Here is a 15,925-nt window from a genome sequence, read left to right as displayed (position 1 = left end):
CAGCGCCTACACGGGGCATTACTCGGCGATCTGCAACTTGCGCGCCTCGGTGTACACGTAGCGCACCTTTTCATACTCGAACGGCGAGTTCATCTGGCCGTAGCGGAAGCTGGTCTGGTAGCGCTTGTCGACGGCGCGCAGGGCCCAGATTTCCGGGTGGTTTTCGCTGACCTTGGACACGTTCAGGAAGTTGATCTCGGTCTCGGCGCCGTAGTCCACCAGCAGGCCGGTGGTATCCCGCAGGTTCGACGGACCAAACAGCGGCAGCACCAGGTAGGCGCCGCCCGGTACACCGTAGAAGCCCAGGGTCTGGCCGAAGTCTTCGCTCTGGCGCGGCAGGCCCATGGCGGTAGCCGGGTCCCACAGGCCGGCGATGCCGATGGTGGTGTTGAGCAGCAGGCGCCCGGTGGTTTCCAGGGAACGATGGCCCTTGAGCTGCAGCAGGCTGTTCAGCAGGTTGGGTACATCCCCGAGGTTGTTGAAGAAGTTGCTGACGCCGGTACGCAGGAAGCTCGGGGTGACATAGCGGTAACCGTCCACCACGGGCAGGAACACCCACTGGTCGAAGCGGTAGTTGAAGTGGTAGACCCGGCGGTTCCACGACTCCAGCGGGTCGTAGACATTCAGCGCGTTGACCGACGAGCGCTCGAACTCACGCTGGTCCAGGCCAGGGTTGAACTTGAGGTGGCTCAGGGGCTCCTTGAAGCCGTCGGAGTCCACTACGGTCGGCGTGTGGGCCTTGCTGTTGTCGGCATTGGCCACGCCCGCGCACATCAGGGCGGCGAGCAGCAGAAGATATTTAGCCACGGAAGAACTCCAGCATGGCGTCGGCGTTGACGCGGTAGTTGAGGTTGCCGCAATGGCCGCCCAGGGGGTAGACGGTCAAGCGATCGCCGAAGGTTTTACGCAGGAAGCCAAGGTCGCCAGGGCCCAGGATCACGTCGTCGGCGTTGTGCATGACGGCGATTTTCGGGCTGTCGTGCAGGTAGTCCTTGAGGGCATACAGGCTGACCTGGTCAACCAGTTGCAGCAGGCTGCCGCCGTCGGAACGGGCGCGCCACATCGGGATCACCTGTTCGGTGAGGTAGCAGTCGAAGTCGCACTGCAGCGCACGCTTGAGGAACGGCGTGAGGCTGGTGCCTTCGCTGATCGGGTACTTGGGCGGGATGATCAGGCCGCGACGGTTGATCAGGTCCGAGGTGAAGGCAATGTCGGCCGCCGAGAAGCGGAACGAGGTGCCGATCAGCATCGCCATCTGTTCGTTGGTCAGGTGTTCCTTGGAGTTCTGGAAGTCGTAGAGCAGGGCATCGTTGAGGTCGATGTAGCCCTTTTGCTGGAAGTAGCGGGTCAGCTTGTTCAACACCAGCTCATAGAAGGTGGTGCTGTTGTTGATGCCCTTGACCTCGGTCTGCACCAGCTTGTCGAGGTTGGTGATCGAGGTATAGAGGTTGACCGGCGGGTTCAGCAGCAGGACTTTCTTGAAGTTGAAGCTGCGACGGGTTTCATCCAGCTTGCTGACAAAGGCTGCGTCGAGGGCGCCGAGGCTGTAGCCGGTGAGGTAGAAGTCGGTCACGGGCAGCGTCGGGTTTTGCGCGCGTACGGCCTGCATCACGCGGTACATGTCTTCGGCGTCTTCCTGGCTGATGCCGGGAGTGGCGAAGCGCGAGGCGGCGGCGATGAAGTCGAAGCTGGTGGGGGACGACAGCTGGACGACGTGGTAACCGGCCTTGTAGTAGAGCTTTTTCAGGTATTCGTTGATGGTGCTGTCAAAGCGTGCGCCGGTGCCGGCGATCAGGAAGATCAGCGGTGCGGCACGGTCCTGCTTGGCGATGCGGTAGGTGAGTTTCTTCACCGCCCAGAAGTTGTCAGGCAGGCTGAACTCGCGCTCGGGACGCATCGTCAGGGTGTAGTCGGACTGATTGATTTGATCGTCCAATGGCAGTTCCGGCCGCAGGTTCGGCGGGGTAGTGGCGATGGTCGCTTCAAACGGGTTGGTCAAAGGGTAGCCATAGCTGGCCTGGTCGATATCGACCGCCAGTGCTGACGCACTCAGAAAAAGGCTGCCCAACAGGGCCGCACAGCGCAAGGAACGGAGCATGACTAAATCCCTAAGAGGAAAACGTGCTGAAGTGGAGTTCGCAGGCTATGACCACCGCGTTGCTGCCGAAGTGCCAGCCTTCGGCACTAAAAGTCGGAAAAAACGTCGGAATCGGGGTAATAGTAGCGAGACGATACACTTTGGCACGCCTTAATGAACACTTATCTGTTTGCAAAACTTGCCAACGGCCACCGGGGGATTAAGCTGGGCGCCGTTTTCGCCTATCGGAGTGCCCCATGTCCCGCCGTTTTCCGCTGATCCTGTTGCTTATTGCCCTGCCGCTTTGGCTGGCCGCCAGTTATGGCGCGCGTTACGGATTCATGGAGGATGGCCGTTGGGTGGGCATTTGCGCTGACGAAGCCAGCCGCTGGGAATGCCAGGTGCGTTCCAACCTGGGGTTGATGATTCACTTCAAGGTGCTGGGCTGGGCGGCGCTGGTCACGGCGGTGCTGGCGTTTTTCGTGCCGGGCCGGGCCGGGTGGGGTTTGGCGGTGTTGGCGCTGGTGTTCGGGTTTCCGGCGTTGGCGTTGTACAACACGACCTTTGCGGTGTTTGCGGTGGTGATTGCGGGGTTGCGGTTGGTCCGTAAGCCTCGCGTTGCCTGACAGGGCCTCTTCGCGAGCAAGCCCGCTCCCACATTTGACCGAGTACATCCCTTGGAATGCGGTCGAGTGTGGGAGCGGGCTTGCTCGCGAAAGCGGTCTTAAGCCTTGCGCACCCGCAAGCAACGCCACAATGCTGCAACCATGAGCAGGCTCACCACCGCCCAACCCCACGCCTGCTGGTTCATCAACCCTTCACGGAACAACTGCGGCGCAATGCCGGCACCGATGATGAACGCCAGCAACGCAATCTCCCGCCGCAGCCCGCTCACCGGACGCACCAGGTACACCAGCGCCGGCAGCACCAGCGCGGCACTCGGGAAGCTGCGGTAACGCGGGTCAAATACCAGCGCCAGCATCATGACCGCACCGGCAAACCCGGCGATTGCCACCAGCCAGCCAGCGCGCTGCTCCAGCCAGTTGAAGGCGCGTTCGCGCCAACCTTCTCGCGCACTCATCGCCAGGGCCGCGTGAGCCAGTACCGCAAGGTTCAAGGCCACCAGCAATCCAGCCCACACCCACTCATCCGTGAAGCGCGCGGTGACCCGGTTCAACTCGGCCCAGGTGCCGATCGAGCAGGCCGCCACGGCGCCCAGCAATGGCAACAACAACGCAGCCCGGGCCGTGCGCACGCGGCCACCCAGCAGCAGCGTGCCCAGCAGGATAATCCCGCCAACCCCCAGCCACAGCGGCCAGTACGGCACATTGGTCACCGGGCCGGCGAGCACGCCCTTGTCCTGGCGGTCCGCATCAAACAGGCCCCAGTAACCCCCCACCGCCCCTTCACTGGCACGTTTCCACGGCTGGTCAAAGGCTTCGATCAGGTTGTAGTGCCAGCCATTGGCTTCGGCCATGGCCACGAACCCGCGCATGAATTTCGCTTCGTTGACCCGGCTCGGCACCGCCGTTTCCCGCTGGCGGCCTTCGCTCGGCCAGCCGGTCTCGCCGATCATCACGTCCTTGGGGGCGAACTTGTTGCCGAAGGTCTGGCGCACATCGCCCACGTGCTTGAGCGCCTGGTCGATGCCCGAGGGGTCATCTTCCCAGTAAGGCAGCAGGTGGATGGTCAGGAAGTCCACGGCCGGGGCGATTTCCGGGTGTTGCAGCCAGAACTCCCACACATCGGCATAGGTGACCGGTTGCTTGATATGGTCCTTGACGTGATGGATCAACTTGACCAACTGCCCGGCGGTGACTTCCTTGCGCAGCAGGGTTTCGTTGCCGACGATCACCGAGGTGACGACGTCGGGGTTGGCATTGGCCGAAGCGATCAGTGCCTCGACTTCCTTGGCGGTGGCCACCGGATCACTGCTGACCCATGCGCCGCTCATCAGCTTCAGGCCGTGTTTGCGCGCCAGTGCCGGCAAGTCTTCAAGGCCGGTCTGGGAGTAGGTGCGAATGCATTCGAAACGGGTGGCCAGCAACGCCAGGTCGGCGTCCATGCGCTCGGGGCGCAGTTTGAACGGCTGGTCGAACGGCGACTGGTCTTTGTCGAAGGGCGTGTAGGACGCACATTGCAGCTTGTGGCTGGCGCTGGCCACGTCCGGCAGCACCACCGGTTGGCCAAGGCCGTACCAATAGCCGCCGAGGGCCAGCACACCGAGGATCAGGGCAAATAAATAGGGCAGGAGCGGGAAACGTGCAGTCGCGGGCATGATCAGGCCGTCTGGGGGCAAAGGCGCGCATCTTACCCGGATTTGAGCCGTCCCAGTGGGGCCGCATAATTTTGACATGCAAAGTTCGGGCGGGATCGTCGGTGAATGTCCTACAAATCATCCTGCTGGCGATGTGATGTCGTTTCTTGCTTACCTGAGGTCGCAGTCAGAGCAGGTCGCTTGTGGCAGCAGGTTGATGATCGAAGTGTCAGCCCTCCACTGATGAGGCACCCACGTGATCGATGCGCGTGAAGGGGGCGCGGTGCACCACATAACAACAGGTTGACGTCGCTCGGCATCCGCCGGGCGCAGCACTTTCGGGGAAGCACTATGAAGATGCGACGACTCTTGGGCGCAGCTGCCACTCTGGTAGTTGCGATGAGCTCCACACTGGCCAGCGCCGACAGCAAAACCCTGAGCATCGGCTATGTGGATGGCTGGTCGGACAGTGTCGCCACCACCCACGTGGCGGCAGAAGTGATCAAGCAAAAGCTCGGTTATGACGTGAAACTGCAAGCGGTCGCCACCGGGATCATGTGGCAAGGCGTGGCCACCGGCAAACTCGATGCCATGCTCTCCGCCTGGTTGCCGGTGACCCACGGTGAATACTGGGCCAAGAACAAGGACAAGGTGGTCGACTACGGCCCCAACTTCAAGGACGCCAAGATCGGCCTGATCGTGCCTGAGTACGTGAAAGCCAAATCCATCGAAGACCTCAAGACCGACACCACCTTCAAGAACAAGATCGTGGGTATCGACGCCGGTTCAGGTGTGATGCTCAAGACCGACGAAGCAATCAAGGCCTATGGCCTGGACTACAAGCTGCAAGCCAGTTCGGGCGCGGCGATGATCGCCGAGTTGACCCGTGCCGAAGACAAACAGGAATCCATTGCGGTCACCGGCTGGGTGCCACACTGGATGTTCGCCAAGTGGAAACTGCGTTTCCTGGACGACCCAAAAGGAATTTATGGTGCTGCTGAGACCGTCAACAGCATCGGCAGCAAAGGCCTGGAAAAGAAAGCCCCGGAAGTCGTGGCGTTCCTGAAGAAATTCCAGTGGGCCTCCAAGGATGAAATCGGCGAAGTCATGCTGGCGATCCAGGAGGGCGCCAAGCCTGAAGCGGCGGCCAAGGACTGGGTGGCCAAGCACCCTGAGCGCGTCGCCGAGTGGACTGCTAAGTAAGTCTCTTGTGGGAGCTGGCTTGCCTGCGATGCAGACGCCTCGGTGCACATGATGTATCGAGGTGATCCCATCGCGGGCAGCCCGGCTCCCACATTATTTCGCCCCCGCAATTATTCCTGCGCCTTCAATATCCCTCGCTACACTCCTTCTACTACTAAGGTCGTCTGGAACCTGTTCCTCAGCCGCATACAGTGGATATGTTCCAATAATAAAAAGCTGTGCTGCGAGGATAAAAACAATGAACGACAGCATTTACCTCTCGATTCAAAACAGCCCGCGTTTCAAGGAGCTGGTTAGTAAAAGGGAAAGATTCGCCTGGATTCTCTCGGCAATCATGCTTGGGCTTTACTCCGCTTTCATTCTTCTGATTGCCTATGGGCCGCAAATACTGGGGGCCAAGATCAGCCCCGGTTCGTCCATCACGTGGGGGATCCCGATCGGGGTCGGGCTGATTGTGTCGGCCTTCGTCCTCACCGGCATCTATGTACGACGCGCCAACGGCGAATTCGACGACTTGAACAATGCGATTCTCAAGGAGGCTGCGCAATGATCCGTCGTCTATTGGCTGTACTCGGCGCTTCGGCCTTTGCACCTGCCGTTTGGGCGGCCGATGCACTGACCGGCGAAGTGCATAAACAACCGCTGAATATCGCAGCGATCCTGATGTTCGTGGCCTTCGTCGGCGCGACCTTGTGCATCACCTACTGGGCGTCCAAGCGCAACAAGTCGGCGGCCGACTACTATGCGGCCGGCGGCAAGATCACCGGGTTCCAGAACGGTCTGGCGATTGCCGGTGACTACATGTCGGCAGCCTCCTTCCTGGGGATTTCCGCGCTGGTGTTCACCTCCGGCTACGACGGCCTGATCTACTCGATCGGCTTCCTGGTGGGCTGGCCGATCATTCTGTTCCTGATCGCCGAGCGCCTGCGTAACCTGGGCAAATACACCTTTGCCGACGTGGCGTCCTATCGCCTGGGGCAAACCCAGATCCGCAGCCTGTCGGCCTGCGGCTCTTTGGTGGTGGTGGCGTTCTACCTGATCGCGCAGATGGTTGGCGCGGGCAAGCTGATCCAGCTGCTGTTCGGCCTGGATTATCACGTCGCGGTGATCCTGGTAGGCATCCTGATGTGCCTCTATGTGTTGTTCGGCGGCATGCTGGCGACCACCTGGGTGCAGATCATCAAGGCAGTGCTGTTGCTGTCCGGTGCCTCGTTCATGGCGTTGATGGTGATGAAACACGTCAACTTCGACTTCAACATGCTGTTTGCCGAGGCGATCAAGGTTCACCCTAAAGGTGAAGCGATCATGAGCCCGGGCGGCCTGGTGAAAGACCCGATTTCGGCGTTCTCCCTCGGCCTGGCACTGATGTTCGGTACCGCCGGCCTGCCGCACATCCTGATGCGCTTCTTCACTGTGAGTGACGCAAAGGAAGCTCGCAAGAGCGTGCTGTATGCCACTGGCTTCATCGGCTACTTCTATATCCTGACCTTCATCATCGGCTTCGGCGCGATCCTGCTGGTCAGCACCAACCCGGCGTTCAAGGATGCTGCAGGTGCCTTGCTCGGCGGTAACAACATGGCGGCGGTGCACCTGGCCAACGCGGTGGGCGGCAGTATCTTCCTGGGCTTCATCTCGGCCGTGGCGTTTGCCACCATCCTGGCAGTGGTTGCCGGTTTGACCCTCGCGGGTGCTTCGGCGGTGTCCCATGACCTGTACGCCAGCGTGATCAAGAAAGGCAAGGCCAACGAGAAGGATGAGATTCGCGTATCGAAGATCACCACCATCGCCCTGGCAGTACTGGCGATTGGCTTGGGCATCCTGTTTGAAAGCCAGAACATCGCGTTCATGGTGGGCCTGGCGTTCTCCATTGCGGCCAGCTGTAACTTCCCGGTGCTGCTGCTTTCCATGTACTGGAAAAACCTCACCACCCGCGGTGCGATGATTGGTGGCTGGCTGGGCTTGATCAGTGCCGTTGGCCTGATGATCCTCGGCCCAACCATCTGGGTCTCGATCCTGCACCATGAGAAGGCGATCTTCCCTTACGAGTACCCGGCGCTGTTCTCGATGATCATTGCGTTCATCGGCATCTGGTTCTTCTCCATCACCGACAAGTCGGCGGCGGCAGAGAAGGAACGTGCGCTGTACTTCCCGCAGTTTGTGCGTTCGCAGACTGGCCTGGGGGCGAGTGGGGCGGTTAGCCACTAAGCCCGTAACAGTTACAAAAAAATGCCCCGGTCGTGAGATCGGGGCTTTTTTTGCCTTTATTGGTAACGAATACGACAAAACTGTTTCTCAAATCCGGCACAAATAAAAACGGCCTCCCTATCAAAGGAGGCCGTTTTCGGTGTAGCCAAGTAGCGATCAGCTTACTTGCGGTCTTCCAGCTTGGTGATGTCACGCGACTCGTAGCCAGTGTACAGCTGGCGCGGACGGCCAATCTTGTACGGGCTGGAGAGCATTTCTTTCCAGTGGGAGATCCAGCCCACGGTCCGCGCCAGGGCGAAGATCACGGTGAACATGCTGGTTGGAATGCCGATCGCCTTGAGGATGATCCCCGAGTAGAAGTCGACGTTCGGGTACAGCGAGCGCTCGATGAAGTACGGGTCGGTCAGGGCGATCTCTTCCAGGCGCATGGCCAGTTCGAGTTGCGGATCGTTCTTGATGCCCAGTTCCTTCAACACTTCGTCGCAGGTCTTCTTCATTACGGTGGCGCGCGGGTCGCGGTTCTTGTAGACCCGGTGACCGAAGCCCATCAACTTGAACGGATCGTTCTTGTCCTTGGCCTTGGCGATGAACTTGTCGATGTTCGAGACATCGCCGATTTCATCGAGCATGGTCAATACGGCTTCGTTCGCACCGCCGTGGGCAGGGCCCCACAGTGCGGCGATACCGGCGGCGATACAGGCGAACGGGTTGGCACCCGAAGAGCCCGCCAGGCGCACGGTAGAGGTCGAGGCGTTCTGTTCGTGGTCGGCGTGGAGGATGAAGATCTTGTCCATCGCGGCGGCCAGCACCGGGCTGATCGGTTTGATCTCGCACGGGGTGTTGAACATCATGTGCAAGAAGTTTTCCGCGTACGTCAGGTCGTTGCGCGGGTACATCATGGGTTGACCCATGGAGTACTTGTAAACCATTGCGGCCAGGGTCGGCATCTTGGCAACCAGGCGGATCGCGGAGATTTCGCGATGCTGCGGGTTATTGATGTCCAGGGAGTCGTGATAGAAGGCCGACAGGGCGCCGACTACGCCGCACATGACGGCCATCGGGTGGGCGTCGCGACGGAAGCCGTTGAAGAAGGTCTTCAACTGCTCGTGAACCATGGTGTGGTTCTTTACGGTGCTGACAAACTGGGCCTTTTGCTCAGCTGTTGGCAATTCGCCATTAAGCAGCAGGTAGCAGGTTTCCAGGTAGTCCGACCGTTCAGCAAGCTGTTCGATCGGGTAGCCGCGGTGCAGCAAGATACCGTTATCACCGTCGATATAGGTGATCTTCGACTCGCATGAGGCGGTCGACATGAAGCCTGGGTCGAATGTAAAACGGCCCGTGGCCGTCAGGCCCCGTACGTCGATAACATCGGGACCAACGGTGCCGGTTAAAATGGGCAGCTCGACGGGGGCTGCGCCCTCGATGATCAACTGCGCTTTTTTGTCAGCCATGTGGCCTCCTATTTATGCTTCAAATCATCAGACAGACCCCCCACGCAGGGCCCGCACCACTATAGTGAGATAAATTCAGATGTCAATTTGCCTAAAGTCTTGCTCCAGAAGGCTTTAACCGTACTTTTTCCTCGAAATTACCTGCCGTTTACGCCTTTTATGCCGCCAGCGCAATGCGCTATTAGGGTGAGGAGTGCGCGTTGTCATTAGTTGCCTAACTGTCTATACTCGGCCTCCGACCGCCAGGGGCTTTTGGGCCCGTTTTGATGGGGGTCGCACTCCCTGGGTGGTGGTTACCTGACCAGTGCACTCCCCAACAACTTTGCCCTGATTGTTAGGGGCTCTTCAGTGTGAAAAAAAGCCGTGAATAGCCAACGACCTGTAAACCTAGACCTAAGGACCATCAAACTCCCCATCACCGGCGTAACGTCGTTCCTGCACCGTGTATCCGGCATCATCCTGTTTCTTGGCCTGGGCATCATGCTTTATGCATTGAGCAAATCCCTGGGTTCGGAAGAAGGGTACGCCGAGGTGAAGGCATGCTTGACCAGTCCGCTGGCCAAATTCGTCGCCTGGGGCCTCCTGTCCGCTCTGCTTTATCACCTTGTGGCCGGTATTCGCCACTTGATCATGGACATGGGTATCGGTGAGACGCTGGAAGGCGGCAAGCTGGGCTCGAAAATCGTCATCGCCATTTCCGTGGTGCTGATCGTTCTGGCGGGAGTTTGGATATGGTAACCAGCGTTACGAACCTGTCGCGTTCGGGCCTCTATGACTGGATGGCGCAACGTGTGTCTGCGGTTGTTCTCGCGGCTTATTTCATCTTCCTGATCGGGTACCTCGCGGCGAACCCTGGCATTGGCTACGCCCAATGGCACGGCCTGTTCGCTCACAACGGGATGCGCATCTTCAGTCTGCTGGCCCTTGTAGCCCTGGGCGCTCACGCCTGGGTTGGCATGTGGACCATCGCGACCGACTACCTGACGCCGATGGCGCTGGGCAAGTCCGCGACAGCAGTACGGTTTCTCTTCCAGGCAGTATGCGGCGTCGCGATGTTCGCTTACTTCGTCTGGGGTGTGCAGATTCTTTGGGGTATCTGATTCATGGCTAACACAGTTAATACGCTTTCATTCGACGCCATCATCATTGGCGGCGGCGGTGCCGGCATGCGCGCTGCGCTGCAACTGGCCCAGGGCGGTCACAAGACTGCCGTGATCACCAAGGTGTTCCCGACCCGTTCCCACACCGTTTCGGCCCAGGGTGGCATCACGTGCGCCATCGCCTCCGCCGATCCAAACGATGACTGGCGCTGGCACATGTACGATACCGTCAAGGGTTCCGACTATATCGGTGACCAGGACGCTATCGAATACATGTGCTCCGTAGGCCCGGAAGCGGTCTTCGAGCTGGAACACATGGGTCTGCCGTTCTCCCGTACCGAACAGGGTCGCATCTACCAGCGTCCGTTCGGCGGTCAGTCGAAAGACTTCGGTAAGGGTGGCCAGGCCGCTCGTACCTGTGCCGCAGCCGACCGTACCGGTCACGCGCTGTTGCACACCCTGTACCAGGCCAACCTGAAGGCCGGCACCGTATTCCTCAACGAATACTACGGCGTCGACCTGGTGAAGAACGAAGACGGTGCCTTTGTAGGCATGATCGTTATCTGCATTGAAACCGGCGAAACCTCGTACGTGCGGGCTAACGCCACCGTATTGGCGACCGGCGGTGCAGGCCGTATCTACTCTTCGACTACCAACGCCCTGATCAACACCGGTGACGGTATCGGCATGGCCCTGCGTGCAGGCGTTCCGGTACAAGACATCGAAATGTGGCAGTTCCACCCGACCGGCATCGCCGGCGCCGGTGTACTGGTTACAGAAGGTTGCCGTGGTGAAGGTGGTTACCTGATCAACAAGAACGGCGAGCGCTTCATGGAGCGTTATGCTCCGAACGCCAAAGACCTTGCCGGTCGTGACGTTGTAGCCCGTTCCATGGTTAAAGAGATCATCGCCGGTAACGGCTGTGGTCCCGATGGCGACCACGTGATGCTGAAGCTCGATCACCTCGGTGAAGAAGTGCTGCACAGCCGTCTGCCAGGCATCATGGAGCTGTCCAAGACCTTTGCCCACGTTGACCCGGCTGTTGCGCCGATCCCGGTTGTTCCAACTTGCCACTATATGATGGGCGGCGTTGCCACCAACATTCATGGCCAGGCGATCACCCAGGACGCCGACGGCGTTGACCAGATCATCCCTGGTCTGTTCGCGGTAGGTGAAGTGGCGTGCGTATCGGTTCACGGTGCCAACCGCCTGGGTGGCAACTCGCTGCTCGACCTGGTGGTATTCGGTCGCGCCGCCGGCCTGTTCCTGGAACAGACCCTGAAGGAAGGCGTTGATTACGCGCGTCCACGCCAGTCCGACATCGACGCTGCCCTGGCACGTCTGGATGGCCTGAACTCGCGTACCGATGGCGAAGACGTCGCCTCCCTGCGCAAAGAGCTGCAAAGCTGCATGCAGAACTACTTCGGTGTGTTCCGTACCGGCGAATACATGCAGAAAGGTATCGCCCAGCTGGCTGACCTGCGTACGCGCATTGCCAACGTCAAGATCAACGACAAGAGCCAGGCGTTCAACACCGCTCGAATCGAAGCCCTTGAGCTGCAAAACCTGCTGGAAGTGGCTGAAGCGACTGCGATCGCCGCCGAGGTTCGTAAAGAATCCCGTGGTGCTCACGCTCGTGAAGACTATGAAGACCGCGACGACGAAAACTGGTTGTGCCACACCCTGTACTTCCCGGGTGACAAGCGCGTAACCAAGCGTGCCGTGAACTTCTCGCCGAAGACGGTTCCGACGTTTGAACCGAAGATTCGGACTTACTAAGGGTGGCTGCCATGTTGAAAGTCAGTGTTTATCGCTACAACCCTGATCAGGACGCTGCGCCGTTCATGCAGGAATTCCAGGTCGATACCGGTGGTAAGGACCTGATGGTGCTGGACGTGCTGGCCCTGGTTAAAGAGCAGGACGAGGGTTTCTCCTATCGTCGCTCTTGCCGTGAAGGTGTCTGCGGCTCCGACGGCATGAACATCAACGGCAAGAACGGCCTGGCGTGCATCACGCCGCTGTCTTCCGTGGTGAAAGGCAACAAGTTGGTTGTTCGTCCGCTGCCAGGTTTGCCGGTTATCCGTGACCTGGTCGTCGATATGAGCATCTTCTACAAGCAATACGAGAAGGTTAAGCCATTCCTGCAGAACGACACGCCGGCTCCCGCCATCGAGCGTCTGCAGACTCCGGAAGAGCGCGAGAAGCTGGACGGTCTGTACGAGTGCATCCTGTGCGCTTGCTGCTCGACTTCCTGCCCGTCCTTCTGGTGGAACCCCGACAAGTTCCTGGGCCCAGCTGCCCTGCTGCAAGCGTACCGCTTCCTGGCAGACAGCCGTGACACCAAGACTGCCGAGCGTCTGGCTTCGCTGGATGACCCGTTCAGCGTATTCCGCTGCCGCGGGATCATGAACTGCGTCAACGTATGTCCCAAAGGCCTGAACCCGACTAAGGCCATTGGTCACGTACGTAGCATGCTGCTGCAAAGCGGCGTGTAACCGACGTTGTAGTAAAAGCAGGACCGTTGTGCCCGTAGATGCTACGGCGCAGGCTTCAACCGGCGCCGTAGTTTTAACTTGAGCAGCGACTTACAAAGACGCGGCTCTTATTTTGAAGAAATGAGACAAGCAGGGGCATTCGGGTTGGTACCCGAACTATCAGCGTGATCCTAAGTGGCTTGTTTTGGTCGCTGCACTTGGCCTTTTGCAAGCAAACTCGGTGTTTTCGCCGGTGGTGTCCCCAAATCGAGGGTGACCAAGCATGCAAGAAAGCGTGATGCAGCGCATGTGGAACAGCGGCTATCTTTCAGGTGGTAACGCTGCCTATGTGGAAGAGCTTTATGAGCTCTACCTGCACGACCCTAACGCTGTGCCAGAAGAATGGCGCACCAAATTTCAGACGTTGTCTTCAGACGGCAACGCTGCCACCGATTTATCGCACGCAACAATTCGCGATCAGTTCGTGCTGCTGGCAAAGAACCAGCGCCGCGCCCAGCCGGTTTCTGCCGCAAGCGTGAGCAGTGAGCACGAGAAGAAGCAAGTTGAAGTACTGCGACTGATCCAGGCCTACCGTATGCGTGGCCACCAGGCAGCCCAGCTTGACCCGCTGGGGCTGTGGCAGCGTCCTGCACCTGCAGACCTGTCGATCAATCATTACGGCTTGACCAATGCCGATCTTGATACGACCTTCCGTGCCGGCGACCTGTTCATCGGCAAAGAGGAAGCGAGCCTACGCGAAATTCACGAAGCGTTGCAGCAGACATATTGCCGCACCATCGGTGCCGAATTTACGCACATCACTGATTCCGAGCAGCGCCACTGGTTCCAGCACCGCCTTGAAGGCGTGCGTGGTCGCCCGGTGCTGTCTGCGGACGTCAAGAGCCACTTGCTCGAGCGCGTCACTGCAGCGGAAGGCCTGGAAAAATACCTGGGCACCAAATACCCGGGCACCAAGCGTTTCGGCCTGGAAGGCGGCGAAAGCCTGATCCCGATGCTCGACGAGCTGATCCAGCGTTCCGGTTCCTACGGCACCAAGGAAATCGTGATCGGCATGGCCCACCGTGGCCGTTTGAACGTGCTGGTCAACACCTTCGGCAAGAACCCGCGCGAGCTGTTCGACGAGTTCGAAGGCAAGAAGAAGGTCGAGCTGGGTTCCGGTGACGTTAAATATCACCAGGGCTTCTCGTCCAACGTAATGACCACCGGCGGTGAAGTTCACCTGGCCATGGCGTTCAACCCATCCCACCTGGAGATCGTTTCTCCAGTGGTCGAGGGGTCGGTACGTGCGCGCCAGGATCGTCGTAACGATTCCACCGGTGAGAAGGTCCTGCCGATTTCCATCCACGGTGACGCGGCGTTCGCCGGTCAGGGCGTGGTCCTGGAAACGTTCCAGATGTCGCAGACTCGCGGCTTCAAGACCGGCGGTACCGTTCACATCGTCATCAACAACCAGGTGGGCTTCACCATCAGCAACCCGCTGGACGCACGCTCTACCGAGTACGCGACCGACGTTGCCAAGATGATCCAGGCGCCGATCCTCCATGTGAATGGTGATGATCCGGAAGCCGTGTTGTTCGTGACCCAGTTGGCCATCGATTACCGCATGCAGTTCAAGCGTGACGTGGTCATCGACCTGGTCTGCTACCGTCGTCGCGGTCACAACGAAGCGGATGAGCCTAGCGGCACCCAACCGTTGATGTACCAGCAAATCACCAAGCAGCGCACCACCCGTGAGCTGTATGCCGATAGCCTGATCAAGGCCGGCGTGGTGGACGATGCACGTGTTCAGGCGAAGATCGATGAATACCGCAACGCGCTGGACAACGGCCTGCATGTCGTGAAAAGCCTGGTTAAAGAGCCGAACAAAGAGTTGTTCGTTGACTGGCGTCCGTACCTGGGCCACGCCTGGACTGCGCGTCACGACACCTCGTTCGATCTGAAGACCCTGCAGGAACTGTCGGCCAAGCTGCTGGAAATCCCAGACGGTTTCGTCGTACAGCGCCAGGTTGCGAAGATCTACGAAGACCGTCAGAAGATGCAAGCCGGCGGCCTGCCGATCAACTGGGGTTACGCTGAAACCATGGCGTACGCGACCCTGGCGTTCGAAGGTCACCCGATCCGCATGACTGGCCAGGACATCGGCCGCGGTACGTTCTCGCACCGTCACGCTGTGTTGCACAACCAGAAAGACGCGGGCACCTACATCCCGTTGCAGAACCTGTACGAAGGCCAGCCACGTTTCGACCTGTACGATTCGTTCCTGTCCGAAGAAGCCGTACTGGCGTTCGAATACGGTTACTCGACCACCACGCCTCAGGCGCTGGTGATCTGGGAAGCCCAGTTCGGCGACTTCGCCAACGGTGCCCAGGTGGTTATCGACCAGTTCATCACCAGCGGCGAGCACAAGTGGGGCCGTCTGTGCGGTCTGACCATGCTGCTGCCACACGGTTATGAAGGTCAGGGTCCGGAGCACTCCTCGGCCCGTCTGGAGCGTTACCTGCAATTGTGCGCCGAGCACAACATCCAGGTGTGCGTGCCGACTACCCCGGCTCAGATCTACCACTTGCTGCGTCGTCAGGTGATCCGCCCGCTGCGCAAGCCGCTGGTAGTGCTGACGCCGAAATCGCTGCTGCGTCATAAATTGGCCATCTCGACCCTGGAAGATCTGGCGGATGGTTCGTTCCAGACCGTTATTTCAGAAATCGACACCCTCGACGCGGCCAAGGTCACTCGCCTGATCCTGTGCAGCGGCAAGGTTTACTACGATTTGCTGGAAAAACGCCGTGCCGAAGGCCGCGAAGACATCGCCATCGTGCGGATCGAGCAGCTTTACCCGTTCCCGGAAGACGACCTGATGGAGGCCATCGCGCCTTACACCAACCTCACCAATGTGGTGTGGTGTCAGGAAGAACCGATGAACCAGGGCGCGTGGTACAGCAGCCAGCATCATCTGCGTCGCAGCATCGGCAATCACAAACAGGCACTGGGCCTGGAGTACGCCGGTCGTGATGCTTCTGCTGCACCTGCGTGTGGTTATGCGTCGATGCACGCCGAACAGCAGGAAAAACTGCTGCAAGATGCTTTCACTGTTTAACGCCTTCGCGCTGACTGAAACCGAATTTTAAGGACCCACAGAT

At 59.3% G+C, this 15,925-nt stretch carries 13 protein-coding genes; 9 read left to right on the top strand and 4 right to left on the bottom strand.

Going from position 1 to position 15,925, the window contains the following annotated elements; all coding sequences use genetic code 11:
- Positions 1 to 18 precede the first annotated feature (18 nt).
- Both HX821_RS00175 and HX821_RS00170 read right to left on the bottom strand, forming a co-directional pair.
- Positions 19 to 807: a VacJ family lipoprotein gene (locus HX821_RS00175; protein WP_003210582.1), complete on the bottom strand. Its 789-nt coding sequence runs from the start codon at positions 805 to 807 to the stop codon at positions 19 to 21.
- Positions 800 to 2,098, bottom strand: a complete 1,299-nt coding sequence (locus HX821_RS00170; protein ID WP_177035108.1) for a serine/threonine protein kinase — start codon at positions 2,096 to 2,098, stop codon at positions 800 to 802. Before HX821_RS00170 ends, HX821_RS00175 begins: the two co-directional genes overlap by 8 nt.
- 236 nt (positions 2,099 to 2,334) lie before the next feature.
- On the opposite strand from HX821_RS00170, the gene HX821_RS00165 reads away from it, so the two are divergent.
- On the top strand, positions 2,335 to 2,703 hold the full coding sequence (locus HX821_RS00165) for a hypothetical protein (protein ID WP_003210580.1): 369 nt from the start codon (positions 2,335 to 2,337) through the stop codon (positions 2,701 to 2,703).
- 98 nt (positions 2,704 to 2,801) lie between these two features.
- Here the strand turns inward: HX821_RS00165 and HX821_RS00160 are convergent, their stop codons facing one another.
- Positions 2,802 to 4,355, bottom strand: coding sequence for a glycosyl hydrolase family 17 protein (locus HX821_RS00160; protein WP_177035107.1), 1,554 nt, complete (start codon positions 4,353 to 4,355; stop codon positions 2,802 to 2,804).
- Between the two features lie 330 nt (positions 4,356 to 4,685).
- On the opposite strand from HX821_RS00160, the gene HX821_RS00155 reads away from it, so the two are divergent.
- The 3 genes from HX821_RS00155 to HX821_RS00145 all read left to right on the top strand — a co-directional run bounded on the left by HX821_RS00155 (position 4,686) and on the right by HX821_RS00145 (position 7,742).
- Positions 4,686 to 5,537 (top strand): glycine betaine ABC transporter substrate-binding protein, encoded by an 852-nt coding sequence (locus HX821_RS00155; protein ID WP_008433997.1) that lies wholly within the window; start codon positions 4,686 to 4,688, stop codon positions 5,535 to 5,537.
- Positions 5,538 to 5,775: 238 nt separating this feature from the next.
- Positions 5,776 to 6,087 carry a DUF485 domain-containing protein gene (locus tag HX821_RS00150; RefSeq protein ID WP_003210577.1) on the top strand — a complete coding sequence of 104 codons (312 nt, stop codon included), beginning with the start codon at positions 5,776 to 5,778 and terminating at the stop codon, positions 6,085 to 6,087.
- A complete protein-coding gene (locus tag HX821_RS00145; protein WP_003210576.1) occupies positions 6,084 to 7,742 on the top strand; it encodes a cation acetate symporter in 1,659 nt (552 codons plus the stop codon). The genes HX821_RS00150 and HX821_RS00145 overlap by 4 nt, the downstream gene beginning before the upstream one ends.
- A gap of 161 nt (positions 7,743 to 7,903) precedes the next feature.
- On the opposite strand, the gene gltA is transcribed toward HX821_RS00145, so the two are convergent.
- On the bottom strand, positions 7,904 to 9,193 hold the full coding sequence (gene gltA / locus HX821_RS00140; protein ID WP_177035106.1) for a citrate synthase: 1,290 nt from the start codon (positions 9,191 to 9,193) through the stop codon (positions 7,904 to 7,906).
- Positions 9,194 to 9,556: 363 nt separating this feature from the next.
- On the opposite strand from gltA, the gene sdhC reads away from it, so the two are divergent.
- From sdhC to HX821_RS00115, 5 genes are all read left to right on the top strand, one after another.
- The gene (sdhC, locus tag HX821_RS00135) at positions 9,557 to 9,931 is read left to right on the top strand and encodes a succinate dehydrogenase, cytochrome b556 subunit (protein ID WP_008433998.1); all 375 of its coding nucleotides are present in this window, start codon (positions 9,557 to 9,559) and stop codon (positions 9,929 to 9,931) included.
- Positions 9,925 to 10,293, top strand: a complete 369-nt coding sequence (gene sdhD, locus HX821_RS00130; RefSeq protein ID WP_003210573.1) for a succinate dehydrogenase, hydrophobic membrane anchor protein — start codon at positions 9,925 to 9,927, stop codon at positions 10,291 to 10,293. The genes sdhC and sdhD overlap by 7 nt, the downstream gene beginning before the upstream one ends.
- A 3-nt stretch (positions 10,294 to 10,296) precedes the next feature.
- Positions 10,297 to 12,072 carry a succinate dehydrogenase flavoprotein subunit gene (sdhA, locus tag HX821_RS00125; RefSeq protein ID WP_003210572.1) on the top strand — a complete coding sequence of 592 codons (1,776 nt, stop codon included), beginning with the start codon at positions 10,297 to 10,299 and terminating at the stop codon, positions 12,070 to 12,072.
- Positions 12,073 to 12,083: 11 nt separating this feature from the next.
- A complete protein-coding gene (locus tag HX821_RS00120) occupies positions 12,084 to 12,788 on the top strand; it encodes a succinate dehydrogenase iron-sulfur subunit (protein ID WP_003210571.1) in 705 nt (234 codons plus the stop codon).
- A gap of 262 nt (positions 12,789 to 13,050) precedes the next feature.
- On the top strand, positions 13,051 to 15,882 hold the full coding sequence (locus tag HX821_RS00115) for a 2-oxoglutarate dehydrogenase E1 component (protein WP_177035105.1): 2,832 nt from the start codon (positions 13,051 to 13,053) through the stop codon (positions 15,880 to 15,882).
- Positions 15,883 to 15,925 lie beyond the last annotated feature (43 nt).

The organism is Pseudomonas sp. B6001 (genome assembly GCF_013386015.1).
Lineage (GTDB): Bacteria > Pseudomonadota > Gammaproteobacteria > Pseudomonadales > Pseudomonadaceae > Aquipseudomonas.
Note: the sequence above shows the minus strand (reverse complement) of the source record. Positions and strands in the feature narration are given on the sequence as shown.

What these genes read in the sequence shown, in the direction of transcription:
- HX821_RS00170 (WP_177035108.1), bottom strand. Translation starts at nt 2,098, where the DNA reads ATGCTCCGTTCCTTGCGCTGTGCGGCCCTGTTGGGCAGCCTTTTTCTG.
- HX821_RS00165 (WP_003210580.1), top strand. Translation starts at nt 2,335, where the DNA reads ATGTCCCGCCGTTTTCCGCTGATCCTGTTGCTTATTGCCCTGCCGCTT.
- HX821_RS00160 (WP_177035107.1), bottom strand. Translation starts at nt 4,355, where the DNA reads ATGCCCGCGACTGCACGTTTCCCGCTCCTGCCCTATTTATTTGCCCTG.
- HX821_RS00155 (WP_008433997.1), top strand. Translation starts at nt 4,686, where the DNA reads ATGAAGATGCGACGACTCTTGGGCGCAGCTGCCACTCTGGTAGTTGCG.
- HX821_RS00150 (WP_003210577.1), top strand. Translation starts at nt 5,776, where the DNA reads ATGAACGACAGCATTTACCTCTCGATTCAAAACAGCCCGCGTTTCAAG.
- HX821_RS00145 (WP_003210576.1), top strand. Translation starts at nt 6,084, where the DNA reads ATGATCCGTCGTCTATTGGCTGTACTCGGCGCTTCGGCCTTTGCACCT.
- gltA (WP_177035106.1), bottom strand. Translation starts at nt 9,193, where the DNA reads ATGGCTGACAAAAAAGCGCAGTTGATCATCGAGGGCGCAGCCCCCGTC.
- sdhD (WP_003210573.1), top strand. Translation starts at nt 9,925, where the DNA reads ATGGTAACCAGCGTTACGAACCTGTCGCGTTCGGGCCTCTATGACTGG.
- sdhA (WP_003210572.1), top strand. Translation starts at nt 10,297, where the DNA reads ATGGCTAACACAGTTAATACGCTTTCATTCGACGCCATCATCATTGGC.
- HX821_RS00120 (WP_003210571.1), top strand. Translation starts at nt 12,084, where the DNA reads ATGTTGAAAGTCAGTGTTTATCGCTACAACCCTGATCAGGACGCTGCG.
- HX821_RS00115 (WP_177035105.1), top strand. Translation starts at nt 13,051, where the DNA reads ATGCAAGAAAGCGTGATGCAGCGCATGTGGAACAGCGGCTATCTTTCA.